Source organism: Rhodovarius crocodyli (assembly GCF_004005855.1).
GTDB classification, from domain to species: Bacteria; Pseudomonadota; Alphaproteobacteria; order Acetobacterales; family Acetobacteraceae; genus Rhodovarius; species Rhodovarius crocodyli.
This window is the reverse complement of record NZ_SACL01000001.1, coordinates 164,059-189,314: the sequence shown is the minus strand read 5'-3', so window position 1 is coordinate 189,314 and position 25,256 is coordinate 164,059. Positions and strand designations below refer to the sequence as shown.

The 25,256-nt window shown below is 70.1% G+C and carries 24 protein-coding genes; 6 read left to right on the top strand and 18 right to left on the bottom strand.

All coding sequences use genetic code 11. The features are described 5' to 3' along the window. Window positions 1-10: 10 nt before the first annotated feature. Genes EOD42_RS00875 through EOD42_RS00860 form a run of 4 tightly spaced genes read right to left on the bottom strand, consistent with a single transcriptional unit; the run spans window position 11 to window position 3,739 of the window. Window positions 11-841, bottom strand: coding sequence for a hypothetical protein (locus EOD42_RS00875; protein WP_127785170.1), 831 nt, complete (start codon window positions 839-841; stop codon window positions 11-13). Window positions 842-897: 56 nt separating this feature from the next. Beyond that, window positions 898-1,614: a pyridoxine 5'-phosphate synthase gene (locus tag EOD42_RS00870; protein ID WP_127785169.1), complete on the bottom strand. Its 717-nt coding sequence runs from the start codon at window positions 1,612-1,614 to the stop codon at window positions 898-900. Beyond that, window positions 1,614-2,564: a 4-hydroxythreonine-4-phosphate dehydrogenase PdxA gene (gene pdxA / locus EOD42_RS00865; protein ID WP_127786530.1), complete on the bottom strand. Its 951-nt coding sequence runs from the start codon at window positions 2,562-2,564 to the stop codon at window positions 1,614-1,616. The genes EOD42_RS00870 and pdxA overlap by 1 nt, the downstream gene beginning before the upstream one ends. A 17-nt stretch (window positions 2,565-2,581) precedes the next feature. After that, window positions 2,582-3,739 (bottom strand): aminotransferase class V-fold PLP-dependent enzyme, encoded by a 1,158-nt coding sequence (locus tag EOD42_RS00860; protein WP_240654741.1) that lies wholly within the window; start codon window positions 3,737-3,739, stop codon window positions 2,582-2,584. Window positions 3,740-3,807: 68 nt separating this feature from the next. On the opposite strand from EOD42_RS00860, the gene kynA reads away from it, so the two are divergent. Continuing rightward, window positions 3,808-4,638, top strand: coding sequence for a tryptophan 2,3-dioxygenase (gene kynA / locus EOD42_RS00855; RefSeq protein ID WP_240654738.1), 831 nt, complete (start codon window positions 3,808-3,810; stop codon window positions 4,636-4,638). Here kynA and EOD42_RS00850 read toward each other — a convergent pair. From EOD42_RS00850 to EOD42_RS00810, 9 genes are all read right to left on the bottom strand, one after another. Continuing rightward, entirely contained in the window at window positions 4,619-5,113 is a 495-nt protein-coding gene (locus EOD42_RS00850) for a PaaI family thioesterase (protein ID WP_127785166.1), read from the bottom strand. The genes kynA and EOD42_RS00850 overlap by 20 nt on opposite strands. 29 nt (window positions 5,114-5,142) lie before the next feature. Continuing rightward, entirely contained in the window at window positions 5,143-5,700 is a 558-nt protein-coding gene (locus EOD42_RS00845) for a VUT family protein (protein WP_127785165.1), read from the bottom strand. Further along, complete coding sequence (gene queC / locus EOD42_RS00840; RefSeq protein WP_127785164.1) at window positions 5,690-6,379, bottom strand: 7-cyano-7-deazaguanine synthase QueC; 690 nt, start codon at window positions 6,377-6,379, stop codon at window positions 5,690-5,692. Before queC ends, EOD42_RS00845 begins: the two co-directional genes overlap by 11 nt. After that, window positions 6,369-7,403 carry a tRNA epoxyqueuosine(34) reductase QueG gene (gene queG, locus EOD42_RS00835; protein WP_127785163.1) on the bottom strand — a complete coding sequence of 345 codons (1,035 nt, stop codon included), beginning with the start codon at window positions 7,401-7,403 and terminating at the stop codon, window positions 6,369-6,371. The genes queC and queG overlap by 11 nt, the downstream gene beginning before the upstream one ends. Window positions 7,404-7,493: 90 nt before the next feature. Next, window positions 7,494-8,228 (bottom strand): TlyA family RNA methyltransferase, encoded by a 735-nt coding sequence (locus tag EOD42_RS00830; protein ID WP_127785162.1) that lies wholly within the window; start codon window positions 8,226-8,228, stop codon window positions 7,494-7,496. Continuing rightward, window positions 8,221-10,137, bottom strand: coding sequence for a 1-deoxy-D-xylulose-5-phosphate synthase (gene dxs, locus EOD42_RS00825; protein ID WP_127785161.1), 1,917 nt, complete (start codon window positions 10,135-10,137; stop codon window positions 8,221-8,223). Before dxs ends, EOD42_RS00830 begins: the two co-directional genes overlap by 8 nt. Before the next feature lie 2 nt (window positions 10,138-10,139). Then, complete coding sequence (locus EOD42_RS00820; RefSeq protein ID WP_127785160.1) at window positions 10,140-11,054, bottom strand: polyprenyl synthetase family protein; 915 nt, start codon at window positions 11,052-11,054, stop codon at window positions 10,140-10,142. 6 nt (window positions 11,055-11,060) lie between these two features. Beyond that, entirely contained in the window at window positions 11,061-11,306 is a 246-nt protein-coding gene (locus EOD42_RS00815; protein ID WP_127785159.1) for an exodeoxyribonuclease VII small subunit, read from the bottom strand. Window positions 11,307-11,396: 90 nt separating this feature from the next. Then, window positions 11,397-12,638, bottom strand: coding sequence for a Zn-dependent hydrolase (locus EOD42_RS00810; RefSeq protein WP_127785158.1), 1,242 nt, complete (start codon window positions 12,636-12,638; stop codon window positions 11,397-11,399). A 59-nt stretch (window positions 12,639-12,697) separates the two neighbouring features. Between EOD42_RS00810 and blaOXA the strand changes: the two genes are divergently transcribed. Further along, window positions 12,698-13,504, top strand: a complete 807-nt coding sequence (gene blaOXA / locus EOD42_RS00805) for a class D beta-lactamase (RefSeq protein WP_127785157.1) — start codon at window positions 12,698-12,700, stop codon at window positions 13,502-13,504. Here blaOXA and EOD42_RS00800 read toward each other — a convergent pair. Next, the gene (locus EOD42_RS00800; protein WP_127785156.1) at window positions 13,501-14,367 is read right to left on the bottom strand and encodes a class I SAM-dependent methyltransferase; all 867 of its coding nucleotides are present in this window, start codon (window positions 14,365-14,367) and stop codon (window positions 13,501-13,503) included. The genes blaOXA and EOD42_RS00800 overlap by 4 nt on opposite strands. A gap of 109 nt (window positions 14,368-14,476) precedes the next feature. Here EOD42_RS00800 and EOD42_RS00795 point away from each other — a divergent pair, with 109 nt between their 5' ends. Both EOD42_RS00795 and EOD42_RS00790 read left to right on the top strand, forming a co-directional pair. Further along, entirely contained in the window at window positions 14,477-15,178 is a 702-nt protein-coding gene (locus EOD42_RS00795; RefSeq protein WP_127785155.1) for a CmcI family methyltransferase, read from the top strand. After that, complete coding sequence (locus EOD42_RS00790) at window positions 15,175-18,519, top strand: TylF/MycF/NovP-related O-methyltransferase (RefSeq protein ID WP_127785154.1); 3,345 nt, start codon at window positions 15,175-15,177, stop codon at window positions 18,517-18,519. The genes EOD42_RS00795 and EOD42_RS00790 overlap by 4 nt, the downstream gene beginning before the upstream one ends. A 1-nt stretch (window position 18,520) precedes the next feature. Here EOD42_RS00790 and EOD42_RS00785 read toward each other — a convergent pair whose 3' ends face one another. The 4 genes from EOD42_RS00785 to EOD42_RS00770 all read right to left on the bottom strand — a co-directional run bounded on the left by EOD42_RS00785 (window position 18,521) and on the right by EOD42_RS00770 (window position 23,656). Further along, window positions 18,521-18,814, bottom strand: a complete 294-nt coding sequence (locus tag EOD42_RS00785) for a hypothetical protein (protein WP_127785153.1) — start codon at window positions 18,812-18,814, stop codon at window positions 18,521-18,523. 250 nt (window positions 18,815-19,064) lie between these two features. Continuing rightward, a complete protein-coding gene (locus EOD42_RS00780) occupies window positions 19,065-19,289 on the bottom strand; it encodes a hypothetical protein (RefSeq protein WP_127785152.1) in 225 nt (74 codons plus the stop codon). A 129-nt stretch (window positions 19,290-19,418) separates the two neighbouring features. Further along, a complete protein-coding gene (locus tag EOD42_RS00775; protein ID WP_127785151.1) occupies window positions 19,419-20,816 on the bottom strand; it encodes a M20/M25/M40 family metallo-hydrolase in 1,398 nt (465 codons plus the stop codon). Next, complete coding sequence (locus EOD42_RS00770) at window positions 20,816-23,656, bottom strand: AsmA family protein (RefSeq protein ID WP_127785150.1); 2,841 nt, start codon at window positions 23,654-23,656, stop codon at window positions 20,816-20,818. Before EOD42_RS00770 ends, EOD42_RS00775 begins: the two co-directional genes overlap by 1 nt. Before the next feature lie 125 nt (window positions 23,657-23,781). Here EOD42_RS00770 and EOD42_RS00765 point away from each other — a divergent pair, with 125 nt between their 5' ends. Both EOD42_RS00765 and EOD42_RS00760 read left to right on the top strand, forming a co-directional pair. After that, on the top strand, window positions 23,782-24,537 hold the full coding sequence (locus EOD42_RS00765; RefSeq protein WP_127785149.1) for a TerB family tellurite resistance protein: 756 nt from the start codon (window positions 23,782-23,784) through the stop codon (window positions 24,535-24,537). Between the two features lie 10 nt (window positions 24,538-24,547). After that, window positions 24,548-25,243 carry an N-acetylmuramoyl-L-alanine amidase gene (locus EOD42_RS00760; RefSeq protein ID WP_127785148.1) on the top strand — a complete coding sequence of 232 codons (696 nt, stop codon included), beginning with the start codon at window positions 24,548-24,550 and terminating at the stop codon, window positions 25,241-25,243. Window positions 25,244-25,256 lie beyond the last annotated feature (13 nt).

The following is a 25,256-nucleotide window of genomic DNA, read 5'->3' as shown; positions in this document are numbered from 1 at the left end:
AACCTCTCCTTTAACCCGGAATCGGCGGCGGCGGAATGTGCTGGGCCAGCCAACCGGCGGCCGACAGCATGTAAAGGCCCGTCCAGCCCCACCAGGTGGCCGCATAGACGATCAGCAGGGGCTCCATCGGGCGTGCCAGCTGGAACACCAGGCTGAAGATGAACAGCGCCACCCAGTAGAACATGCCGGCGCTGGGGCCGAAGGCGATCCAGGCTTCCTGGCCCACCGGGGTCATCAGGAAATCCTCGGGCGAGCCCGGCGCGCCGACCCAGCTGACGGCATAGGCCATGGGCATGACCAGCACCGCTGCCAGCAGCAGCCACCACCAGGTCTGCGGGCGGCCGAAGATGGGGTCGCGCCCGCGCCCGGCATCCATCGCGCCGTCCTGCCAGGCCGACAGCTCGGCGGCGGACATGGCATGCTTCGGCCGCGCGCCGGACCGGCCCATCATATAGGCACGCTCCACCGCGCCGCTGCGCACGGGTTCGGGCTTCTCGGCAGGCGCGGGCGGGTTTGCGGACATGGGTTCCGCAACGAATTCTGCCACAGGGGCAGGGGCCTCGGCCATCAATTCCGGTTCAGGCGGCGGCGGCACATAGACGGGCATCGGCGCCACGGGCGGCAGGCGCGAGGGGCCGGGCACGGGCACATGCAGGCGCGGCGTGGACAGCACGCGGGCCGAGGGCTCACGCGCCGGGCGGCGGGGCTTGATGCGGGTCGGCTCGGGGGGCTGGTCGCGCGGCTTCGGCGGGCCGAAGGCCATGCGCGTCCGCCACAGGCCGGGTTCCTCCACGCCGTCCTCGTCCCGGGCGGACAGAATGGTCAGGTGCGGAGGCGGCATGCGAACTCTTTCACGAACCGGCTTGAATTAGCAGGCGTCGCGGTATGCGCACAACCTCAGCGCGCGGCCGCGATGATGGACTTGAACCGCTTCACCACCGTGGGCAGCCCCTCGAACACGCTGGCGGAAATCAGGAAATGCCCGATCGAGACCTCCGCGATTTCCGGCAGGGCGGCGATGGGGGGCAGGGTCTCGAAGCTGAGGCCGTGGCCGGCATGGCACAGCAGCCCGGCGGCGCTCGCGGCCTTCGCGGCGGCGGTGATGCGGGCCAGCTCCGCCGGGCGGCGCTCGATCGCGCCCTCGGCATAGGTGCCGGTGTGCAGTTCCACCGCCTGGGCGCCAAGGCGCTTCGCGGCCAGCACCGGGGCGGGGTCGGGCTCGATGAACAGGCTGACCTCGACGCCCGCGGCCGCGAGGCGCGCGATGGCCTCGGCCAGGAAGGGGTTGGGGTTCAGCACCTCCAGCCCGCCCTCGGTGGTCAGTTCCTGGCGCTTCTCGGGCACGATGCAGCAGGCCTCGGGGCGCAGCTTCTCGGCGAAGGCCACCATTTCCTCGGTGGCCGCCATCTCGAAGTTCAGCCGGCAGGGCACCTGGGCGCGGATCGCCAGCACATCGGCGTCGCGGATATGGCGCCGGTCCTCACGCAGATGCACGGTGATGCCGTCCGCGCCGGCCTCGATGCACAGCCGCGCGGCGTCGACCGGCGAGGGGAAATGCCCGCCGCGCGCGTTCCGCAGCGTGGCGACGTGATCGACATTGACCGAAAGGCGCATCAGAAGCTCCGGCGGGCAGCGAGTTGTTCCGCCAGCCGCAGCGCGGCCAGCAGGGAGGAAGGATCGGCCAGCCCCTGGCCCGCGATATCCAGCGCGGTGCCATGGTCGGGGCTGGTGCGGATGATGGACAGGCCGAGCGTGACGTTCACGCCGCCGTCCATGTCCAGCGTCTTGATCGGGATCAGCGCCTGGTCGTGATACAGGCAGATCGCGACATCCATGCGCGGGCGCGCCTTGGCGGTGAACATGGTGTCGGGCGGCAGGGGGCCGCGCGCGTCGATGCCCAGGCGCTGCAGCTCGGCCACGGCCGGGGCCACGATCTCGATATCCTCGCGGCCCATGGTGCCGGCCTCGCCCGCATGGGGGTTCAGCCCCGCGATGGCCAGGCGAGGGGCCGCGATGCCGAAATCCCGCACCAGCGCGTCATGGGTGATGCGGGCGGTCTCCACGATCAGCCCCGGCGTCAGGCGCGCGATGGCGCTGGCCAGGGCTTCGTGGATGGTCACGGGCACCACGCGCAGCTCCTCACTGGCCAGCATCATGACCGGGCGCGGGGCGACGGGCGCCAGCGCGTGCAGGAACTCGGTATGGCCGGGGTGCGGGAAGCCCGTGCCGGTCAGCACCGATTTCTGGATCGGGCAGGTGACGACCGCGCCGACGCGCCCGGCCTGGGCCAGGGCCACCGCGTTCTCGATGCTGGCGATCACGGCCGCCGCATTGGCCGGGTCCAGCACGCCGGGGCGGGGGCGGGCGGCCAGCGGGGCGTGCAGCACCGGCAGGGCGGTGGGGAAGGCGGCCGTCGCCTGCTCCGGGGTTTCGATGCGCGCCACCGGCACGCCGTCGAACACATCGGCATCGCCCAGGAACACGAAGCCGGGGCCGGGGATCTCCCGCAGCGCGGCCCAGGCCTTGGCCGCGACCTCCGCGCCGATGCCGGCGGGCTCACCCATGGTGAGTGCGAGGGGCTTCACAGCGAACGCATCCGGTCGAGCACGGCATCCACGTCGCTTTCGCGCTGATAGAGGCCGAAGCCGAAGCGCAGCCGGTCGCCGCGCCGGTCCGTGATGATGTTCGCGGCCTCCAGCTTCGCCTGCCAGGCCTCGGCATCCGGCAGGGCGAAGGTGAGGAAATTGCCGCGCGCGGGGTCGGTCACGGGCACCACCAGCCGCGCCGGGTCGAGGCCCGTGCCCCCGAGCCCCGCCACGAAGCGGGCCTGCAGGGCATGCGCATGCGCATGGATCACGCCCGGGGTCGCACCCACGCTGGCGGCCCAGTTCAGCGCCGCGTGCAGCCGGTACAGCCCCGAGGGGTCGAAGGTGGCGCCCATGAAGCGCCAGCCGTCGGTCGCATAGCCCACGCCTTCCTGTGCCTCGCCCAGCGTGCCGAAGGAGGCATACCAGCCGGTGTTGCGCGGGCGCGGCAGCCAGCCGGGCGGGCAGTGCAGGAAGCAGCAGCCCTCTCCGCCCATGGCGTATTTGTAGCCGCCGGCCAGGTAGAAGGCGCGGTCCGCGATGGCCGAGACATCGACCGGCCGGGCCATGAAGGCGTGATAGCCGTCGATCACCAGCGCGGCGTCGCCGGCGGCTGCCGCCAGCGCCTCGAAGCCCGACAGCGCGGCGCCCGAGGAGAAGAACACCTCGCTGACCCAGATCAGGTCGTATTCGCGCGCCCCTGCGGCCTCGACCAGCAGGTCCATGCAGGCGGCGGCGGGCTCGGCCGGGATGCGGGTGACGAGCGCCAGCCCCTCCTCCTCAAGCCGGGCCAACTGGCGGGAGAAGCTGTGGAACTCCGCATCCGTGGTCAGCACGCGGATGGGCACGCCGACGGGCATGGCCGACAGGATGCGGGTGGCGAATTCGTGGGTATTGGGCGCGAAGCACAGCGTGCCGGGGTCCGGCAGCTTGATCAGCCCTGCGATGACCTTGGCCAGCTCGGTCCATTTATGGCTCAGGATCGGGGCCCATTTGCCGTCGATCAGCCGTGCCGCGTTGTCCCAGGCCTGCATATGCGCGGCGCGGGTGGCGTCGGGCCAGGGGTGGTGGCTGTGGGCCGCGAAATGCAGCCGGGGCGGGCCCGAGGGGCCCGGCTTCAGGAAGGCGGAAAAATGCGCGGCCAGATCGAGCATGGGCGCGAAGATGTCCCCTTGGCACGCTTCTGGCTAGACTGCGGCACCGCATCAATGGACCGCGCGCCGTGACCCAGGGCATCACCACCGATTTCTCCCGCAAGATGAGCTATGGCGATTACCTGAAGCTGGACCAATTGCTGGGCGCGCAGGAACCGCTGTCGGGCGAGCATGACGAGATGCTGTTCATCTGCATCCACCATGTGCAGGAGATCTGGCTGAAGCTGCTGAACCATGAGCTGGAACTGGCGATGCGCTGCATCCGTGAGGACCAGCTGCGCCCGGCCTTCAAGGCCATGGCCCGCGCGGGCCGCATCCAGGGCCAGCTGATCGGCGCCTGGGACGTGCTGGCGACCATGACGCCGCATGACTACCTGGCCTTCCGCGACAAGCTGGGTTCGTCCTCGGGCTTCCAGTCCTGGCAGTACCGGCTGCTGGAATTCCGCCTGGGTGCGAAGGACGAATTCATGCTGAAGCCGCACGCCCACCGCCCCGACCTGCTGGGGGTGCTGGAAAAGGCGATGGCCGAGCCTTCGATCTATGACGAGACGCTGCGCCTGTTGGCCCGGCGCGGCCTGCCCGTGCCCGCCGAGGTGCTGGAGCGCGACCTGACCAAGCCGCACCAGGAAAACGAGGCCGTCACCGCCATCTGGACCGGCATCTACGAAGGCGCCGAGGAAGGCTTCGACCTGTATGAGCTGGCGGAGGAGCTGGTCGATCTGGAAGACGCCTTCCAGACCTGGCGCTTCCGCCACATGCGCACGGTGGAGCGCATCATCGGCTATCGCATGGGCACCGGCGGGTCGGCGGGCGTGGCCTATCTGCGCCAGGCGCTGGAACGCCGCTTCTTCCCCGAATTGTTCGAGGCGCGGACGCGGATCAAGCAGCCTTCGGTATGATGAGCAGCGTCGAGGTCCCGTGGGCATACAGCTTGCCGGCCTCGTCGGTGATCTTCGCCTCGGTCAGCGCCACGCGCTTGCCGCGCGACAGCACGCGCCCCTCGATCAGCAGCCGGCCGGTGGCGACCGTGATGGGGCGCGCGTAGCTGACCTTCAGCTCCAGCGTGGTGTGGGTGAAGCCGGGTTCGATGGTGGTGTTCACCGCGCTCCAGAGTGCCGAGTCGAGCAAGGTGGCCGCGTAGCCGCCATGGGTCACGCCCTGGGGGTTGTAGTGGTGTTCGCCAGGGAAGGATTCCAGCACCGCCACGCCGGGCTCGGCGCTGATCAGGCGGATGCCCATCAGCTGCGCGATCGGGTTGTGGCGGCTGTCACGCGCGATGTTCCGGCGCATGATCTCCAGCCCCGAGAGGCCCGCGGCATCCGGATCGGGCTCACGGATTTCCCAGCTGACGGTGTGGCTGCGGGTTTCGGGCATCGGGACGTCCTGTTTGGTTGTCCCGAGGATTATGCCAGCCCGAGCCTTTCGTCACGCCGGCGCAGCCAGGCCACCACCGGCAGGGCCAGCGCCACCATCCAGGCCTTGCCGATCACCTGGCCCGGCAGATAGGCCAGCGACCCGAAGGCGAGGTAGAGGAACAGCAGGCTGTCCACCACCAGCCCGACCAGGCTGCTGACGGCCACGGCCCGCGTCAGTCCGCGCTTCTGCAGGGGCGTGTAGATCGCAAGGTCCGCCAGCTCGCTCAGCAGGAAGGCGATGGTGGAGGCCAGCACCAGGGCGGGCGGAGCCAGGAAGGCCGACAGCATCGCGCCGATCGCCACCGCCACCGCCGCCCAGGGCAGGCCCAGGCGCCGCTGCACCATGTCCCGCAGTACCAGTGCCAGGCCCACCATCAGCACGCCGGACGGCGCCATGACACCGGGCGCCACCGGCACCAGGCAGGGGCCTTGCGGCACGCAGACGGTGCCCACATGGCCGATCAGCCAGTTGGCCGCGGGAATGCAGAGGGCAAAACCCAGCAGGAACAGCGCGCCCTCACGGCGGCGCAACACATCAGTTCGCATGGGCCTCGGCATAAGCCTCCCACCCACGGGCACGCAAGTGACAGGCCGGACAGGTGCCGCAGCCGAAGCCCCAGGGGTGCAGGGTCGCGCGCTCACCCTTGTAGCAGGAATGGCTCTCGCGGCGGATCAGCTCGACCAGCGGGGCGCCGCCCAGCGCCTCGGCCAGATCCCAGGTTTCCTTCTTGTCGCGCCACATCAGCGGCGTGTGCAGCACCAGCCGGGTGGCCATGCCGAGGTTCAGCGTGGCCTGCAGCGACTTGATGGTGTCGTCCCGGCAATCCGGATAGCCGGAGTAATCCGTCTCGCACATGCCGGCCACGACGTGCTTCAGGCCGCGCCGCGTGGCGAGTGCCGCCGCGAAGGTCAGGAACACGATGTTGCGCCCGGGCACGAAGGTGTTGGGCAGCCCGTCCTCGCGCATCGCGATCTCCACCTGCTCGGTCAGGGCGGTGCCGCCGATTTCGGCGAAGGTGGGGATGGAGAGGGTGTGGTCGGGGCCGAGGCGCGGACCCGCCATGCCGGCGCGCAGCGCGTCGCGGCATTCCAGCTCCACCTTGTGGCGCTGGCCGTAGTCGAAGCCGAGGGTTTCCACATGGCTGAAGCGATCGAGCGCCCAGGCCAGGCAGGTGGCGCTGTCCTGCCCGCCGGACAGGAGAACCAGGGCACCGTCATCGCGCATCGTTCAGCCTTTCCACCGCCCAGCGCGCGGCCTCTGCCAGCACGGGATCCTCGGCTTGGGTATGCGCCTCGGCCGAGGCGCGCAAGGCGGGATCGCCGCTATTGCCTATCGCGATCATCACGTTGCGCAGGAAGCGGTTCACCCCGATGCGCTTGATGGGGGAGCCGGAGAAGCGGGTGCGGAAGCTCGCGTCCTCCAGCGTGGCCAGCTCCGCCAATGGCGGGTTGGCCGCGGTTTCCCGCGCATGGAGTTCGGCTTCGCGCGCGCGGGCGGCGAATTTGTTCCACGGGCAGACGGCCAGGCAATCGTCGCAGCCGTAGATACGGTTGCCCATCGCCGCCCGGAACTCATGCGGGATCGGCCCTGCCTGCTCGATGGTCAGGTAGGAGATGCAGCGCCGCGCATCCAGCCGGAACGGCGCCGGGAAGGCATTGGTCGGGCAGGCCGTCAGGCAGGCGGTGCAGCGGCCGCAATGTTCGCCCTCTGGCGCGTCGGGTTCGATGGAAAGGGTGGTGTAGATCTCGCCCAGGAACAGCCAGGAACCGTGGGTGCGGCTGACAAGGTTGGTGTGCTTGCCCTGCCAGCCCAGCCCCGCCTGGGCCGCCAGGGGCTTTTCCATCACCGGGGCGGTGTCCACGAATACCTTCAGTTCGCTGCCCTTGAAGGCATGGACCATCCATTGCCCGAGCGCCTTCAGCTTCTTTTTCACCACGTCGTGGTAGTCGCGCCCCTGGGCATAGACGCTGATGGCCCCGCGATGGCGATGCGCGAGGATGGCCAGCGGGTCTTCCTCCGGCCCGTAGTTCAGACCGAGGGAGATCACCGTCACGGCCTCCGGCCACAGGGCCTGGGGGTGGGCGCGCTGCTCCATGCGGGTTTCCATCCAGCCCATGGCGCCATGCGCGCCCTCGGCCACGAAGGCGTCCAGGCGCGCCCGCGCCTCGGGCGGCAGGGTGGCGGTGGTGAAGCCGATGGCGTCGAAGCCCAGGGTGCGGGCGCGGTCTGTGATGGCCTGCTTGAGCATTGATTTCACGTTCTTTTTTGGAAAAAAGAACCAAAAAACCTTTGGCGGATAAAAGTCTTTTTGCTTCTTTTTCTACAGAAAAAGAAGGTTCTATTCTTTCACGGCGCCCAGCAGAAACTCCCGGTTGCCTTCGGGCCCGGTGATCGGACTGGCCTCAACCCCCAGCACCTTCCACCCTGGCAGCGTGGCCCACCATTCCGCCATCTCCCGGCACACCTGCTCATGCACGGCCGGGTCCCGCACCACGCCGCCCTTGGCGATCTGGGGCCCCACTTCGAATTGCGGCTTGATCAGCACCGCGGCCCAGCAGCCCGGCGCACACAGCGCCACCGGCGCCTGGATCACGGTGCGCAGCCCGATGAAGCTGGCGTCGCAGACCAGGGCCTGGACGGGCTCGGGCACGTCCTCGGCCGTGATGTGGCGGGCGTTGAGCTTTTCCTTCACCACCACGCGCGGGTCGTTGCGCAGCTTCCAGGCCAGCTGGCCGTGCCCCACATCGACGGCGTAGACGCGGGCCGCCCCGTGATGCAGCAGCACATCGGTGAAGCCGCCGGTGGAGGCCCCCACATCCAGGCACACGCGCCCGCTGGGGTCGAAGCCGAAATGCTCGATGGCATGGGAGAGCTTGAGCCCCCCGCGCGACACCCAGGGGTGGTCCTGGCCCTTCAGCTCCAGCGGGGTATCGTCCGGCACCGAGGTGCCGGGCTTGTCGATGCGCTTGCCGTTGGACAGCACCACCCCCGCCATGATCAGCGACTGGGCGCGGGTGCGGCTTTCGGCCAGCCCCCGGTCGACCAGGAGCTGGTCGACGCGGATCTTAGGCACGGGCCTTCAGTGCTTCCTGACCAAGAGCCGCCAGCGCGGTCTCGACGATATGCGGGCTGTTCAGCCGCGCCACGTCGTACTGCTTCTTGGGGTTGTCGTGGTCGATGTAGATATCGGGCAGCACCATCGGGCGCAGCTTCAGGCCACGGTCCAGCAGGCCATGCGTCGCCAGGTGGTGCATCACCAGCCCGCCGAAGCCGTTCACGCTGCCTTCCTCGATGGTGATCAGCACCTCATGCTCGCGCGCCAGGCGCTCGATCAGCTGGGTGTCCAGCGGCTTGGCGAAGCGGGCATCGGCCACGGTGGTGGACAGGCCGAAATTACCCAGCTCGTCGGCGGCCTTCAGGCATTCCTGCAGGCGCGTGCCATAGCTGAGGATGGCGATCTTGGTGCCCTCGCGGATGATGCGGCCACGGCCGATCTCCAGCACCTCGCCACGCGTCGGCACCGGCACCAGGCCGAAGCCCTCGCCGCGCGGATAGCGCACGCCGGTCGGGCCCTCGTCATAGGCGGCCATGGTGGCGACCATATGCGCGAGCTCCGCCTCGTCGGAGGCCGCCATCAGCACGAAATTCGGCAGGCAGCCCAGGAAGGCGATGTCGAAGGAACCGGCATGGGTGGCGCCGTCCGCGCCCACCAGCCCGGCGCGGTCCATGCCGAAGCGCACCGGCAGGCCCTGCAGCGCCACGTCATGCACCACCTGGTCATAACCGCGCTGCAGGAAGGTGGAATAGATCGCGCAGAACGGCTTCATCCCCTCCGTCGCCATGCCGGCGGCGAAGGTGACGGCGTGCTGTTCCGCGATGCCCACGTCGAAGCAGCGGTCAGGGAACTTCTTGGCGAAGGCATCGAGGCCCGTGCCCGAGGGCATGGCGGCGTTGATCGCCACGATGCGGTCGTCGTGTTCCGCTTCCGCGATCAGCGCCTGGGCAAACACCTTGGTGTATTGCGGCGGGCCCGGGGGGGCCTTCTGCTGCACGCCGGTCGCGACGTCGAACTTCTGCACGCCATGATACTTGTCGCCGGCCGCCTCGGCCGGGGCATAGCCCTTGCCCTTGGTGGTGACGGCATGCAGCAGGAAGGGGCCGGGGTGCTGGGAATCCCGAAGGTTGCGCAGCACGGGCAGCAGATGGTCCAGGTTGTGACCATCGACCGGGCCCACATAGTAGAAGCCCATTTCCTCGAACAGCGTGCCGCCGGTCAGCAGGCCGCGCGCGTATTCGTCGGCGCGGCGCGCTGCGCGCTCCAGCGGGGCGGGGAAGTTCTTGGCCATCTTGGCCATGAATTCCCTGACCGACAGGAACGGCCGGGAGGAGATGGTGCGGCTCAGATAGGCGCTCATCGCGCCCACGGGCGGCGCGATCGACATGTCGTTGTCGTTGAGGATGACGATCAGCTTGGAGCGCAGCGCGCCCGCGTTGTTCATCGCCTCATAGGCCATGCCGGCGGACATGGAGCCGTCGCCGATGACCGCGATCACATGCCGGTCGTCGCCCTTCAGGTCGCTCGCCACCGCCATGCCCAGGCCGGCGGAGATGGAGGTCGAGGAATGCGCGGCGCCGAACGGGTCGTATTCGCTCTCGCTGCGCTTGGTGAAGCCCGAGAGGCCCCCGCCCTGGCGCAGGGTGCGGATGCGGTCACGCCGGCCGGTCAGGATCTTGTGCGGATAGCACTGGTGGCCGACATCCCAGATCAGGCGGTCATTGGGGGTGTCGAACACCGCATGGATGGCCACCGTCAGCTCCACCACGCCCAGCGAGCTGCCCAGATGGCCGCCCGTGGTCGATACGGTGGAAATCGTCTCGGCGCGCAGTTCGTCGGCCAGGTTGCGGAGCTGCTCGTTGGAGAAGTTCCGCATGTCCGCCGGCACCTTGACCCGGTCCAGCGTGGGGGTTTCGGGGCGGTCCATACTCAGCTTCTCCGCGCAATCGTGTAGTCGGCAAGGGCACGCAACAGGTCGGCGCGCTCTCCGAAGCCTTCAAGGTGCGATTTGGCCTGGGCGACCAGCCGCTCGGATTGCAGCCGGGCGCGTTCCAGCCCCAGCAGCCCCACCAGCGTGGCCTTGCCGGCGCCCGCATCCTTGCCGGTCGCCTTGCCCGCTTCCTCGGCGGAGACGGTGGCGTCCAGCACGTCGTCCGCGATCTGGAAGGCGGCGCCGACATCGCGGCCGTAATTGCACAGGGCCGCGCGCTGCTGCGGCGCGGCCTTGCCCAGGATGGCGCCGGCCTCGGCCGAGACCTCGATCAGCTTGCCGGTCTTGAGCAACTGCAGCCGGCCGATCGCGGCCTCGTCCAGCGGGGCGGTGGCCTGCTCGGCCATCATGTCCAGCATCTGGCCGCCGCACATGCCGCGCGGGCCCGCCGCGCGGGAAATCGCGCGCACCAGCTCGATCCGCACCGCCGGGTCGGGGTGGGTCTCCTCCTCGGCCAGCACGGTGAAGGCGTGGCATTGCAGGGCGTCACCGGCCAGGATGGCGGTCGCCTCGTCGAAGGCCTTGTGGTTGGTGGGCTTGCCGCGGCGCAGATCGTCGTTGTCCATCGCGGGCAGATCGTCATGCACCAGCGAATAGGCGTGGATCATCTCGATGGCGGCCGCCACCCGCAGCGCGGAGGTGCGGGAGACGCCGAACTGCTTCGCGCCCTCCAGCACCAGGAAGGCGCGCATGCGCTTCCCGCCGCCCATGGCGGAATAGCGCATGGAGTCGAACAGCCGGGCCTCCGCGCCCTCATTGGGCGGCAGAAGCTGGTCCAAAGCCTGTTCCAGCTCGGCGGCCGAGGCGGAGAGAGCTGCCGTCAGGGTGGCGCCATCCGTCATCGTGATGCTCATCGCAGCCTAATCCACATTCCTGAGAGACGGGCCGTTCGGCCCCTCGACAATCGCCTGCACCTTGGCTTCCGCCTCGGCCAGCCGGGACTCGCAATGGCGGCGAAGCAGCGCGCCACGCTCGTAATCAGCGATCGCGCGCGCCAGGTCGCCCTTGCCGGATTCCAGCCCACGGACAATGGTTTCGAGCTCGGCCAGGGCCTCCTCGAAACTCAGCCTGTCCACTGGCCTTTCCACGGCGTTCTCTGCCGGCATTCCCGCGCCCCACTCAGTGCAAGACGACGAACATAGACCGTTCGGTCACAGAACCCAACCGGGGGGCGGGTGACAGCGCGTTAACCGGCCCTAAAGCGACCGGTTGGCGCGCGCCACCACCGCCTCGAACAGCACCTGGCAGCCCGACTCGGCCTCATGCGGCTCGATGCTTTCCTCCTCATTGTGGGAAAGCCCGTCCTTGCAGGGCGTGAAGATCATGGCCGTCGGCACATGGCGGGCGACGTAGCAGGCGTCATGGCCCGCGCCGCTCACGATTTCGCGCGCGGGAAAGCCGAGGCGCGAAGCCGCCTGGCGCACCAGGTCGACGCATGAGGCATCGAAGGGCTGGGCCGGCAGGCGGAACAGTTCGGTCAGTTCCAGCGTGCAGCCGGTGCCGGCCATCAGCGCCTGGGCCTCGGCCGGGAAGCTGTCGCCCAGCCCATGGATCTGGGCGTCGGCGGGGTGGCGGAACTCGACGCTGAACTTCACCTCGCCGGGCACCACGTTGCGGCTGTTGGGCAGCACCTGCATGTAGCCCACGGTGCCGCGCCCATCCTCGCCGCGGTCGCGCATCAGGCGGTCCACCAGCCCGATCACACGCGCTGCGGCCACCAGCGCATCCTTGCGCGCGGAGGGCGGGGTGGTGCCGGCATGCGCGTCCTGGCCCACGATGCGCGCGTCGTACCAGATCATCGCCTGGGCGCCGGTGACGATGCCAATCTGCTTCGATTCCTGCTCCAGGATCGGGCCCTGTTCGATGTGCAGCTCGAAATAGGCATCGGCCGGGAAGGGGGCCGCCGGGTGTTCGCCGCGATAGCCGATGGCATCCAGCGCGTCCTCGACGCGCACGCCCTCGGGGTCCTGCAGGCCATAGGTCATCTCGATGGGATAGATGCCGGCCCAGGTGCCGCTGCCCATCAGCGACCGGCCGAAGCGGCTGCCTTCCTCATCGGTCCAGTTGACCAGTTCGATCGGCGCCTCGGTCACGATGTTGAGATCGTTGAGGCTGCGCATCACCTCCAGCCCCGCGATCACGCCCAGCGCGCCGTCGAACTTGCCGCCCGAGGGCTGGCTGTCGAGGTGGGAGCCCATCAGGACCGGCAGGCGGGCGGGGTCGCGGCCCTCACGCCGGGCGAACATGTTGCCGATGGCGTCCACCCGCACCGTCAGGCCCAGCGCCTCGCACCAGGCGCGGAACTGGTCGCGCCCCTGGCGGTCGATGTCCGTGAGCGTCAGGCGGCGCACGCCGCCCTTGGGGGTGGCGCCGAACTGGGCCATGGCCATCAGGCTGTCCCACAACCGCTTGCCGTCGATGCGCTGATTGGTTTGCATGGGCAACAGTATCGCGCCGCTTGGCGCGGGGGTATAGGCCGCGCCGGAGGATACCCGCCATGTTGAGACGCCATCTGCTGCTGGCCGTGTTGCCGGGCGTGGCCCTGGCCGAGACCCGGGTGCGGGAACACCCGGAATGGGCGGCCGAGTTCGCATCGCATCAAGCCCCGGGCTGCGCCGTGGTGCTGGAGGAAGCGTCGGGAACGCTGCACGTCTTCGACCGCGCGCGGGCCGAGACCGCCTTCTCCCCCGCTTCCACCTTCAAGGTCTGCAATGCCTTGATCGGGCTGGAAACCGGCGCCGTGCGGGACGAGACGGAGACCTTCCCCTGGGATGGCGTGCGGCGCGGCATGCCGGCCTGGAACCAGGACACGAACCTGGCCATGGGCATGCGCCATTCCACCGTCTGGTTCTATCAGGCCATGGCGCGGCGCATCGGCATGGCGCGGATGCAGGAATGGATCGACCGCATCGGCTACGGCAACCGCCAGCTGGGCCCGGCCGTGGACCGTTTCTGGCTCAACGGTTCGCTGCGGATCAGCGCGGTGCAGCAGGTGGAGTTCCTGCGCCGGCTGGCGACGGGGGAACTGCCGCTCTCCGACCGCACGCAGCAGATCGTGCGCCGCATCACCCTGCTGGAGGAGGCGCCGGGCTTCCGGCTGCATGGCAAGACGGGCTGGTTCTCGGGCGGGCAGCCGCTGGATCTGGGCTGGTTCGTGGGCTGGCTGGAACGTGACGGCCGGCGCTGGGTCTTCGCCCTGAACATGGACCTGCCCAGCGCCGATACCCCGGGCAGCATCGCCCTGCATGCGCCCCGCCGGGAGGCCGCGGCGCGGGGGATCCTGGCCCGCCTGGGCGCGCTCTAGCCGCGTTTGCGGGCGTGCAGGACCGTCTTGTGGAACGGTTCCCCGCCCGGATTCACATGGCCGACGAAGTCCCCCTTCACCTCCGGCGGCTCGAAGCCCAGCCGGGGCAGCATCAGCTGGAACCAGGCCAGGTTGGGGGACCACCAGGCGCCCGGGTCCTCCTCAGTGCTGGCGCCGCCGGTGAAGACCATGCGGGGCGGCCCATCCTCCGACAGGTCCTGCGAGATGACGAGCGTGCCCGAGCAGACCCGGGCGGCGGCGGCCAGCGCATGCAGCGGGTCGATCAGGTGCAGCAGGATGTCGCCCAGCATCACCAGGTCGAAGGGCCCGCCCTCGGCCAGCAGCTCCGGCGTGTCGTAGATGGTGGTGTATCGCCGCTTCACGCGGGAGCCGATGACGCGGTGGCAGAAGCGGAAAGGGCCGTCCAGCAGCCAGTGATGCAGCTCCGCCGGGGAGGCATCGGCCAGCGCCGCCGCATAGTCGGCCGGCGCATGGAACTTTAGCTGGGTCTTGATCTTGTCGATGATCGCCTGGCGGCTTTCGCCGGGAAAGCGGTCCCAGCCCATGATCGAGGGCAGCTCGATGGAGGTGACGTCCGCGCCCAGCCTTTCCATGGTGAAGGCGAAGAAGCCGCTGGCGGAGCCGATATCCAGCACGCGCATCCCGCCCATGTCGGCGGGCAGGGCGTAATGCTGGATCAGCTGCCGGTAGTCGAAGCTGCCGGGCGTGACGAGCCCCTCGCCCAGGTCGACGCAGTGGTACCAGAACAGCCGCGGATCATGCGCGATGCCGCGCTCCGCGCAGAGGCGCCGGAAGGTCTCGGCCGCCGTGTCATGGCCCTGCCGCCTCTCATGCGATTCCATGCCGTCTCCTGTAACGAAGGGGGCCATAGTGACGCAGGGGCGGGGGGCGGCAAGCCTTGCCAAGCGCAACCGACGCGTGTGATGAATTTTCAGGCACAGAGGGGACGGCATGATTCCTGGCGACAGCTTCCGGCATGACGGCCAGCCCCCGGCGCTGACCGAGGATGAGCGCCGCCTCGTCGCCGACTTCACGCGCCTCTACTATCGCCATTGGCACCACGATTCGCGGGGCGGCAGCGGTTCCGTCAGCATCGGCTGGCTCGGCTGGCTCGCGCAGAAATGCCCGACCGACCTCTGGACCTGCCAGGAGATCATGGTCGAGACCCGGCCCGACATCATCATCGAGACCGGCACCTGCCTGGGCGGCAGCGGCCTGTTCATGGCGCATCTGTGCGACATGCTGGGGCAGGGGCAGGTCATCTCGGTCGACATCACCCGCAATGAGGGCCTGCCCGAGCACCCGCGCCTGACCTACATCACCGGCGACAGCGCGGCGCCCGGCGTGGTGGCCGAGGTGAAGGCGCGCATCCCGGCCGGCGCGCGCGTCATGGTCATCCTCGATTCCGATCACCGCGCGCCGCATGTCACGGCCGAGCTCGCGGCCTATGCCGAGCTTGTGACCCAAGGCTGCTACCTGATCGTGGAGGATGGGGTCGTGAACGGAAATCCAGTGCTGCCCGAATACGGCCCCGGCCCGCTGGAGGCATTGCATGAGTTCGTGGCCGCGAACCCTCATTTCGTCATCGACCGGTCCCGCCAGCGTTTCCTGCTGACCATGAGCCCGGACGGCTTCCTGCGGCGGGTGGCATGAGCGAGGAACTGCGCGCGCTGCGCGAACGCCTGACCGGCTATGACCGGCTGGGCCCCGATGACGGCAGCACCTTCTTCGGCCCCGAGCCGCGAAGCCTGGAGGAACGCCAGGCGCTGCGCCTGGACGGTCGCGACTGGCCCGGCGACGCCGAGACCATGATCGGCCTGAAGCGGCTGCAGAACTTCGAGGAGGCGGTGCTGACCGTGGTGCGCGAGGGCGTGCCCGGCGACATCATCGAGACCGGCGTGTGGCGCGGCGGCGCCAGCATGCTGGCCCGGGCCGCCCTGCGCGCCGCCGGCGACACCGAGCGCCGCGTCTGGCTGGCCGACAGCTTCGCCGGCCTGCCCCCGCCCCGCCCGGATCTGTTCCCCGCCGATGCCGGCGACGCGCATCATGAGCAGGAGGCGCTGCGCGTCTCCCTCGAACAGGTGCGGGCCGGCTTTGCCCGCCATGGCCTGCTGGATGACCAGGTCCGCTTCCTGCCCGGCTGGTTCAAGGACACGCTGCCCGAGGCGCCGATCGAGCGCATCGCGGTGCTGCGGCTGGACGGCGACATGTACGAATCCACCTGGATCGCGCTGGAGAGCCTGTATCACCGCGTGCCCCCCGGCGGCTTCGTGATCGTGGACGATTACGGCGCGGTGGAGGCCTGCCGCCAGGCGGTGGAGGATTTCCGCAGCCTGCACGGCATCACGGCCCCCCTGCACCAGATCGACTGGACCGGCTGGTACTGGCGCGTGCCCAAGCCCTCGCTGGACCTGTGGTTCGAGCACGCCTCGGCCGAGGCGCGGGTGCTGATGGAGCGCGCGGAGGCGCTGCGCGACCAGGGTGATGCCGAGGGCGCGCGCGCCGCGGCCCTGGCCGCGCTGGAGCATGAGCCCAATGCCATGCCGGCCCATGTGCTGCTGGCGCGGCTGCGCCTGCCGGGGCCGGATTATCTGCATCACCTGCGGCGGCTGCATCAGCGGCTGCGGCCCGACCTGTATGTGGAGATCGGCTGTTTCGAGGGGGCCTCCCTCCGGCTGGCGCGGCCGGTCGGGCGGGTGCTGGCGGTGGACCCCGCCCCGCGCCTGGCGGCCCCGCCGCCCGCCAACGCCACCATCGTGCAGGCCACCAGCGACGATTTCTTCGCGGGGCCGGATGCCGCGATGCTGGCACCCGGCATCGACCTGGCCTTCATCGACGGCGACCACAGCTTCGCCCAGGTGCTGAAGGATTTCATCAACCTGGAGCGCCATGCGGCCCCCGGCGGCGTGATCGTCCTGCACGACACCCTGCCGCTGGATGAGGCCACCAGCACCGTCCCGCGCCGCACCACCTTCTATTCCGGTGACGGATGGCGGCTGCTGGCCGTGCTGCGCGAGCTGCGGCCGGAGCTGGGCGTCGACACCATCGCGACCTATCCCACCGGGCTGACACTGGTGCGCGGGCTCGATCCTGCCTCCTCCCTGCTGGGCGACCGCTATGAGGAGATCGTGGCCCGCTTCACCGGGCTTCCCTTCCAGGCACCATCCCTGGCCGACTGCATCCCCGGCGACCCGGACGCCGTCGACCGCCTGTTCCCGCCGCCGCTGGAGGCCGATGAGGCCGAAAGCCCGGTGCTGCAGGCCTTCAACGCCTGGCCGCCCACGCCCCCAGGCCCGGCCTACACCACGCCGCAGGGCCTGCTGGACTGGCTGTTCTTCCGCCACTACCTGCGCGCGCCCTTCAGCCTGACGGACCGGAACTGCCTGGCCTGGTTCGACTGGATGGCCGAGCACCTGGCAGGCCGGCCGCTGCCTGCGCCGGCAGGCGAGGCGCCGCGCGTCAGCATCGTCATGCCCTGCCTTAACCGCGCGCACCGCATGCGCCGGGCCATCGATTCCGTGCTGGCGCAGGGCTTCGCCGATTGGGAATTGCTGGTGGTGGACGACGGCAGCACGGATGACAGCGCGGCCGTCGCCGAAGCCTATGCCGACCCGCGCATCCGGCTGCTGCGCCACCCCGAGAGGCGGGGCGTGGGTGCCGCCCGCAACACCGCGCTGGCGGCGGCCCGGGGCGAGTTCATCGCCTATCTGGACACCGACAACTGGTGGGACCCGCGCTATCTGGGTGCGATGCTGGGCGCGCTGGCCAACGGGCCCGAATGGGATGTGGCCTATGGCGGGCAATACCTGTTCCGGCGCGGCGAGGCCGCCCCCTGCCTGCTGCGCATGAGCCCCTATAACCCAGCCGCCATCGACAACTACAACTACATCGACATCAACTGCCTGGTGCACCGGCGCGCGGCATCCGAGGCCGTGGGCGGCTTCCGCGAGGACATGCGCCGGCTGGAGGACTGGGAGTTCCTGCTGCGGCTGGTGGCGCGCAAGGCGCCGTTGTTCGTTCCGGTCGTGCTGTCCTGCTATTCCTGGTACGCGCCCTCTGCCGCGCAGGTGCAGGGGGATGACCACGAGATGTGGCACTGGCGCCCCGGCCGCCCGTGGGAGCCCGGGACCCACCGCTTCACCGCCCATCCGACGCCCGACACCGAGGCCCTGCTGTGGAATGTCCCGCTCGCGGGGGCGGTCCAGGCGGCGGATATCTCCATCATCATCCCGAGCTATGAGGTGCCAGAGATCCTGGCCCAATGCGTGGACCGGGTCTTCGCCACCATCGACCCCGCCCGGGTGGAGGTGATCCTGGTGGACAATGCCTCCTCAGCCGCGACGCGGGAGGTGATCGAGGCGCTGCGCGGCCGCCATCCCGCACTGCGGGTGGAATACAGCGAGCGAAATTTCGGCTTCACCCACGCGGTCAACCGCGGCCTGGCGCTGGCCCGGCCGGGCAATGCCGCGGTGCTGCTGAACAACGACGCGCTGGTGACGGATGGCTGGCTGGAGGCGCTGGCCGATGTCGCCGCGCGGCAGCCCGATGTGGGCGCGGTGGTGCCGCGCCAGATGCTGCTGCCGCAGACCGAAAGCGTGGATGTGCATTGCCCGATGGCCAATCGCGGGCAGGAGGCGGATGTCTCGCTGTCCCTGCATCACGGCAATGTGCTGGCGGGGCAGATGGGGCGGCCGGATGCGCTGGTGGAACTGACCTTCGCGCCGTTCTTCTGCGTGCTGCTGACGGCGGAGGCGCTGCGGCGCCTGGGCCCGCTGGATGAACTGCGCGGGCGGCACTACCGCTCGGACAGCCTGTATTGCGAGGCGATCCGCGCCATTGCGGGGCTGCGGATCCTCTACACGCCGTGGTCCAAGGTCTATCATTTGCTGCAGCGGTCGACCCATGCGCTGAGCCGGCAATCCGCCCAGGACTATCGGGTGATGTTCGAACAGAACCGCTGGGAAGGCCGCCAGGCGCCGATCTGGGACCGCTAGGTTACGGCGCGACGGTGCGGTAGCGACGGACCCGGCCACGGGTCAGGATGCTCAGCGCGCCGAAGGCCAGGCTGCCGGCGCACCAGGCCCAGAACAGCAGCGCGTCATCGGTCAGCCGCAGGTCGCCCGGCAGCGCACGGGACAGCTCGGTGCTCAAACCATGGGCGTAGGCATGGGCTGGGCTCTGGACCCCCATCGCCGCCATCAGGCAGCCGATCTGGAAAGCTGCGAGTGCCACAAAGGCGAGACGGCCCAGCAGGCCCCGGCGCCGTTCTTCGACATGAATGATACGCAAGCCGGAAGCTCCCATGCAAATGAATACATTGCCTAGTAAGATTTCACGCGGCGATATGCTGGCGACCGTGTAGGCGGGCGGGGTTTCGGCTGCAATTCTTTTCTTGCTGGATCGGGTATTTGTCGCAGAGCGATTTGAAACGAATCAGGAATGACTTGTGCCGTGCCCGTTGCATCCGGGCATGACACAAGCCAAGCGGCCGAGGCCGCGCGGATTGTCCTGGGGGTGCCGACAGGCGCCCGACGCGGGTTCAGACCCGAAGGTCGAGAAGCGATCCGCGTGGCAGGGATTTGGTCGGCATGGCCGGCACGGCTTCCAGCGTGCGCTGGGCCGGCTGGATGTCCCGGGCGGAGCCCGCCTGGACCTGCTGGATCGGGGAAGTGCCCTGGGTGCCCTGGACAGCCGTGCTGCCCTGCGCCGCGCGGTTACGCGCCACTTCCTGTGTGAAGGCGGAAAGGGTGTTGAGCGAGATCATGCGCAACACCATCCAGGAAAGTCCTGAATGCCGGGTTAACCGATCGACGCGGGATATGCGTGCCATGCCGTCAGGATGCGGCATGGCGCCGTTAAGATTCCAGCAACTACTGGTGGTGATTTGCCCGGTTTACCCGGCAATCTTTGCCGGTTTCTCGCCCGCATCCCACCAGATGCCGGTGAAGCCCAGCAGACCCTCGCGCAGGATCTCAGGGATCGCGTGCTCGTTCGGGCCGTGCTGCTTGCAGCCGCTGTAGCTGTGCGGGATCCAGACCAGCGGCACGCCCAGATGGTCCACGAACACATCGCCGGGCAGCCCGCCGGAGCTGTTGGGGATGATCTGCACCTTCTTGCCCAGCGTCTTCTCCATGCTGGCGCGGGCGAACTGCACCCATTCATTGTCGGGCGAGGTGCGGCTGGCGGCCATGCGCACGGCCGCGTTCTCGATGGCGACCATCTGGAAGCCGTGCTCGTCCAGGTGGCGGCGCAGGGCGGGGGCGAAGCCCGCCGTGTCGCTGTCCACCGTGTAGCGGATCTGGCAATGCGCGCTGGCATCGGGCGCGACCGCATTCACAGGGTTGTCCGGCTTGCCGCTGACCATGGCCAGCACGATCAGGCTGTTCCAGCCATAGATCTTCTCGGCGGGCGACAGGCCCGGCTCGCCCCAGCCCTCATCGATGGTGGCCGCCTCTCCGCCGCCGCCCAGCGGGCAGTCGGCCAGCAGGGCGCGGATGGAGTTGGGCACGGATTTCGGCAGGAAGTCGCGCACCAGAACCTTGCCGTTGCGGTCCATCATGGTGGTCAGCGCATGGGCCAGGATGATGGCCGGGTCCGTCGTCAGCCCGCCCCAATGGCCGCTGTGCACGCCGCCCGGGCGCAGCTTCACCACCAGGTCGAAGTGATAGGTGCCGCGCGTGCCGGTGGTGATGGTCGGCACCTCCGGCAGCACGCGCGGGCCGTCGCTGGCGATCAGCGCGTCGGCGGCCAGCAGCGCCTTGTGAGAGGCCACGAATTCCTTGAGGCCGTGGCTGCCGCGTTCCTCGGCGGTTTCCACGATCAGCTTGATGTTGAAGCCCAGCTTGCCGCCGCGCTCGGCCAGCACGGCCTCCAGCGCGGTCAGGTTCAGGACGTGCTGGCCCTTGTTGTCCACGATGCCGCGGCCGTACCACTTGCCGTCGCGCTCGGTCAGCGCCCAGGGCTTGATGCCCTCGTACCACTGGTCGTCCAGGCCGCGCACCGTGTCGCCGTGGCCATAGAGGATGACGGTCTTGTAGGCCGGGTCCTCGATGCGGCTGCCGGTCAGGATGGGGCCGATGCCGGGCACGGGGTTGTCATGCACCGTGGTCTCGAAGCCCATTTCCCGCACCCAGGGGGCCAGGCCTTCCTCCAGATAGGCGCGCAGGTCGGCGTCATGGCCGGGGTCCTGGCTGGTGGATCTATAGGCCACCATGCGGCCGAGGCGTTCCTTGAACGCGCCGCTGTCGAAGAACTGTTCTGCGCGCGCGATCGCGCCGGCCCTGTCACCCATCACCGTTCCCTCTCGATACGCCAGCGCATGTAGCGCGCGGTCTCCGCCAGGCGCTGCATCGCGCCCAGGCGGCCATTGAACCACAGCCCGATCTCCGGCGCGTCGGGCACCGGCACGGTCACGCGCAGCTCACCCACGCCGCGCGGCAGGTCGATGCCGCCGGCCAGCCGGGCCTCGCCGGCCTCGGTGCCCATGGTGGCGCCGCGCAGGCTGAACTGCCCGGCCTGCACCGCGAAGGGCAGCATCAGCCGCTGGAAGGTGGTGCTGCCGCCTGCCAGCGCCGCCTGGATGGCGCGCTGGGCCTCCAGCGTCTCGGTCCGGGCGATGCCGGCGGCCAGTGCCGCCATGTCCAGTCCGCCCACCGTGCCGTCCCGCATCGAGACCTGCCCCTCACCCTGCAGGCTGGACCGCCAGGCGGGCCAGGCCGTGCCGCGCGCGGTCAGGCGCAGCGCCATGTCGGCCGTGCCGGACAGGATCTGCGGCGGCGTCGCCGGCAGCGGCTCCGTCACGGCCAGGCCGTCCAGGTTCAGCGTCAGGTTGACGCGGGGCAGGCCCTCGGCGGGGTCGATCTCCAGCAGGCCGCGCAGCGCGCCGGACTGCACGCGCCCCTCGGCCAGTTCCAGCGCCAGCCGGCCGCCATCCAGCCGCAAGCCGCCGCGCGCCTCCGTCACCGGGGGCAGGGGGGGCAGCTCCATCCGGTCAGCACGCCAGGTGATTTCCGCATCCAGCGCGCGCAGGGCGCCCAATCCGCCCAGGCCGGGGTCTTCGGGCAGGCGCAGCGCCTCTGTCGACAGCTGCCCGGTCAGGCGCGGCCGATCACCCGAAAGGTTGAGCCCCAGCGCGCCGCGCACCCGCTGCTGGCCGGCCAGCATGTCGATGCTCTCGGCCGAGAGCGCGCGGCCCCGCAGGCCCAGATTGGCGATCAGCGCGAAACTGCCGCCATTGATCCATTCCGCCATGCCGGGCGACAGCCAGGGCGCCAGGAAGCGCGCGGCGCCCGGATGGCGCAGCGTGAGCGACCCCTGGGCGCGCGGCTCGTTGGCATCCAGGGTCAGCTGGGCCTCGGCGCGGGCGTCCTCCACATCGGCCTCGGCGCGCAGCGCCAGCTGCTCGGGCGGGCCGGAGAGGCTGGCGCGCAGGCGGACCGGGGCGGCGCCCAGCGGCAGGGCGCCGGGCGCCGTGCCCAGCAGCTGGGCCAGCTGGCCGCCCTCCAGCTCCAGCGTCGCTTCCTGGACGCGCAGGGGTGAGAGCGTGACATTCGCCGCCGCCGTGATCTCGGCCCCGGCATGCCGGGCGCGCAGCCGCCGCAGCACCACCCGCCCGCCGCTGGCGGACCCGTCCAGGCTCAGATTGTCGAAATCCCGCCCGCCCCAGCGCGCCGTGGCGACGGACAGCCGCAGCTCCAGATCCATGGCGGACAGGCTGGGCAGCGTTCCCATCCAGTTCGCCAGGTCGATGCGTCCCAGCTCAAGCCCCGCGCCCAGGAAGGGGCGCTGGCCCCAGCGCCAGCTGGCGCCGCCGCGCACGGGCTGGCCGTCCAGCGTCAGGGCCATCTCGCTCAGCGTCGCCTGGTTGGCGTCCAGCGCCAGGCGCAGCGTACCCCGCAGCGGCCCTTCCGGCAGCGCGAAGCCCGGCAGCGCGATGCCCAGCGCCGGCAGCACGGGGGAGAGTGCCTCGGCGCGCGGCCCGTCGAGCGAGATGCGCCATTCGCTGGCCTCGGCCGTGCCCGCGCCGGAAATGCCGAGCTTCATGCCGCCCGGCAGCTCTGCCCGGCCGTCGGGCACGCGGATGCGGCCCTGTTCCAGCTGCACGCCCACGCGCAGCTGCCGCAGCCGCACGCCGCGCAGCGTGGCGGATTCGGCCGAAAGGTCGATCGAGACGGGCAGGGCGGTGGTGCCGCCGCGCCGGAAGGCCTGTTCCCAGGCGTCCAGCTCATAGCTGGAGGCCAGCAGCGAGGCATCGAGCCTGAGCGTGGGGGCGTAGCGCAGGGAGATGCCGCCGCGCGCCTGCTGGCCCGCCAGCACCAGCTGCAGCTGGTCCGCGGCCAGCAGCTCCGCCGTGGCGGTCAGGCGCGCCTGGGCGCTGAAGGCGCCGGGCGGCGTGGGCAGCACGGCCGACAGGTCGGGGCCGCCCGCTTCCAGCCGGCCTTCATAGCCGCCCTCGGCCAGCAATACGCCGCGGGTGGAGACCCGGGCCGCGCCCAGCTGCGCCGACAGGTCGAAGGGCGCGACCCCGTCATCGCCCGCGCGGCCCAGCGTGGCCGAGAACGCCACGGGCTGGCCGCGCCAGGCGAAGCGGCCCTCCATGGACAGCGCATCGGCCAGGCCGCCGGCCAGCAGCCGGGCGTTCACGCCGTCGAAGCTGACGCCCGAGACGCTGATGCGGCTCTGTTCCAGCCTTGCGTCCAGCGCCGTCAGGCTGCCGAGGGGGCGCAGGGTGGGCAGGCGCGAGGGCGGCCAGGGCAGGCGGATGTCGGCGCCGACCAGCGCGACCTCGCGCACCGAGATGCGGCCCAGCAGCAGGTGCCAGGGGTCGAGGCGCAGGCGCAGGGCCGCGGCGGTCAGCTCCACCCCGTCGCCGGAGGGGCCGACCTCGATCCCGTCGGCCTCCAGCACGGTTTCGGGCAGAAAGCGCAGACGCAGCGCGCCGTTGATGGCGATGCGCCGGCCCAGCCGGTCACCGGCATGTTCGGCCAGTGCCGGGCGATAGCGGTCCCAGTCGATGCGGGCGGGCAGCAGCAGCAGCGCGCCGGTGCCCAGCGCCAGCAGCAGCGCGACAGCCGGCAGCAGCCGCCGGATCACGCCGGCGCGCCCGGAGGGGTCATGACGATTTCCGGCCACCCTGCCCGGGTGTTCACGCCGGCGCCCATTGTCTTGCCTGCCACATCGCTCATCTTTGCCTTTGACGGGTGGCGGGCGCCCTTGCAAGAGGGTGCCCGCCACCCGCGAGAGATGGAAGGCTTGGTTTGAGTTTCTGGGGAAAGATCATCGGGGGCTTCACGGGCTTCCTGACCGGCGGGCCGATCGGCGCCCTGGTGGGGGCGGCCATGGGCCACGCGGCCGATACCGGCGCCGGCAGGCTGGGTGACCCGGCGCAGCTGGCCGCCATGCTGGGCACGCGCGAACAGCTGTTCGCGGTCGGCGTGGTCGTGCTCTCGGCCAAGCTGGCCAAATGCGACGGGCCGGTGAAGCGCGTGGAGATCGACGCCTTCAAGCGCCAGTTCCGCATCCCGCCCGAGAATATGGGCGAGGTGGCGAAGCTGTTCGACAGCGCGCGGGAGGACGCCCAGGGCTATGAGCATTTCGCCGACCGCATGGGCCATGCCTTCGCCGACCGGCGGGAAATGCTGGAGGACGTGCTGGCGGCCCTGTTCAGCATCGCGCGCGCCGACGGCCCGCTGACCAATGGCGAGGTCGCCTTTCTGCAGCGGGTGCAGCTGGGCTTCGGCCTGGATGCGCCGGCCTGGACGCGCGCGCGCGACAGCACCAGCCAGAAGCCGCGCCCGATGCCGACGGGGCCCGACCCCTATCAGGTGCTGGGCATCGCGCCAGGCGCCACCGATGATGAGGCGCGGGCGACCTGGCGCCGCCTGGTGCGGGAGAACCATCCGGATGCCGTCGCGTCGCGCGGGGGTGGGGCGGACATGGTGCGCCGTGCGGCCGACAAGGTGGCCGAGATCAATGCCGCCTGGGACCGCATCAAGCGGGACCGCAAGCTGTGAGCCGCAAAGCATGACCCGCTTGGCCCCCAGCCCCAACCACGACGAGCGCCCGGCGGGCGTGCCGATCGACACGCTGGTGCTGCATTACACCGGCATGCAGACCGGCCGCGCGGCGATCGAGCGTCTGCGCGACCCGGCCGCGCGCGTGTCCTCCCATTACGTGGTCGAGGAGGACGGCACGATCTTCGCCCTGGTGCCGGAGGAGCGGCGTGCCTGGCATGCCGGTGTCTCGTTCTGGCGCGGGCATGAGCTGCTGAACGGTCGCAGCATCGGCATCGAGATCGTGAACCCCGGGCATGAATGGGGCTATCGGCCGTTTCCGGTGCTGCAGATGGCCGCCGTGACCGACCTGTGCCTGGAGATCATGTCCCGCCACCCCATCCCGCAGCGGAATGTGGTGGCGCACAGCGACATCGCCCCGGACCGCAAGGAGGACCCGGGCGAGCTGTTCGACTGGCAGGAACTGGCGGGGCAGGGGGTGGGGCTGTGGCCTGCCGACCTGCCGCCCGTGCCCGGTGCCGACCCGGCGGCGCTGCTGGCGCGTATCGGCTATCGCACGGACCTGCCCATTCCTGTGCTGCTGCGGGCGTTCCAGCGCCATTGGCGCCCCATGCTGGTGGATGGGCTGGCCGATGCCGAGACGCTGGCGCGGCTGTCGGCCGTGGCGCTGCTGTGCGAATCGGAGGCCGGAACCGCCGCGGCTTGACGGGCCGGGCGCG

Bases quoted from the DNA above. Each gene is read 5' to 3' on its own strand.
- EOD42_RS00875 (WP_127785170.1), bottom strand. From the start codon at position 841: ATGCCGCCTCCGCACCTGACCATTCTGTCCGCCCGGGACGAGGACGGC.
- EOD42_RS00870 (WP_127785169.1), bottom strand. From the start codon at position 1,614: ATGCGCCTTTCGGTCAATGTCGATCACGTCGCCACGCTGCGGAACGCG.
- pdxA (WP_127786530.1), bottom strand. From the start codon at position 2,564: ATGGGTGAGCCCGCCGGCATCGGCGCGGAGGTCGCGGCCAAGGCCTGG.
- EOD42_RS00860 (WP_240654741.1), bottom strand. From the start codon at position 3,739: ATGCTCGATCTGGCCGCGCATTTTTCCGCCTTCCTGAAGCCGGGCCCC.
- EOD42_RS00850 (WP_127785166.1), bottom strand. From the start codon at position 5,113: ATGCCCGAAACCCGCAGCCACACCGTCAGCTGGGAAATCCGTGAGCCC.
- EOD42_RS00845 (WP_127785165.1), bottom strand. From the start codon at position 5,700: ATGCGAACTGATGTGTTGCGCCGCCGTGAGGGCGCGCTGTTCCTGCTG.
- queC (WP_127785164.1), bottom strand. From the start codon at position 6,379: ATGCGCGATGACGGTGCCCTGGTTCTCCTGTCCGGCGGGCAGGACAGC.
- queG (WP_127785163.1), bottom strand. From the start codon at position 7,403: ATGCTCAAGCAGGCCATCACAGACCGCGCCCGCACCCTGGGCTTCGAC.
- dxs (WP_127785161.1), bottom strand. From the start codon at position 10,137: ATGGACCGCCCCGAAACCCCCACGCTGGACCGGGTCAAGGTGCCGGCG.
- EOD42_RS00820 (WP_127785160.1), bottom strand. From the start codon at position 11,054: ATGAGCATCACGATGACGGATGGCGCCACCCTGACGGCAGCTCTCTCC.
- EOD42_RS00815 (WP_127785159.1), bottom strand. From the start codon at position 11,306: ATGCCGGCAGAGAACGCCGTGGAAAGGCCAGTGGACAGGCTGAGTTTC.
- EOD42_RS00810 (WP_127785158.1), bottom strand. From the start codon at position 12,638: ATGCAAACCAATCAGCGCATCGACGGCAAGCGGTTGTGGGACAGCCTG.
- blaOXA (WP_127785157.1), top strand. From the start codon at position 12,698: ATGTTGAGACGCCATCTGCTGCTGGCCGTGTTGCCGGGCGTGGCCCTG.
- EOD42_RS00800 (WP_127785156.1), bottom strand. From the start codon at position 14,367: ATGGAATCGCATGAGAGGCGGCAGGGCCATGACACGGCGGCCGAGACC.
- EOD42_RS00795 (WP_127785155.1), top strand. From the start codon at position 14,477: ATGATTCCTGGCGACAGCTTCCGGCATGACGGCCAGCCCCCGGCGCTG.
- EOD42_RS00790 (WP_127785154.1), top strand. From the start codon at position 15,175: ATGAGCGAGGAACTGCGCGCGCTGCGCGAACGCCTGACCGGCTATGAC.
- EOD42_RS00780 (WP_127785152.1), bottom strand. From the start codon at position 19,289: ATGATCTCGCTCAACACCCTTTCCGCCTTCACACAGGAAGTGGCGCGT.
- EOD42_RS00775 (WP_127785151.1), bottom strand. From the start codon at position 20,816: ATGGGTGACAGGGCCGGCGCGATCGCGCGCGCAGAACAGTTCTTCGAC.
- EOD42_RS00760 (WP_127785148.1), top strand. From the start codon at position 24,548: ATGACCCGCTTGGCCCCCAGCCCCAACCACGACGAGCGCCCGGCGGGC.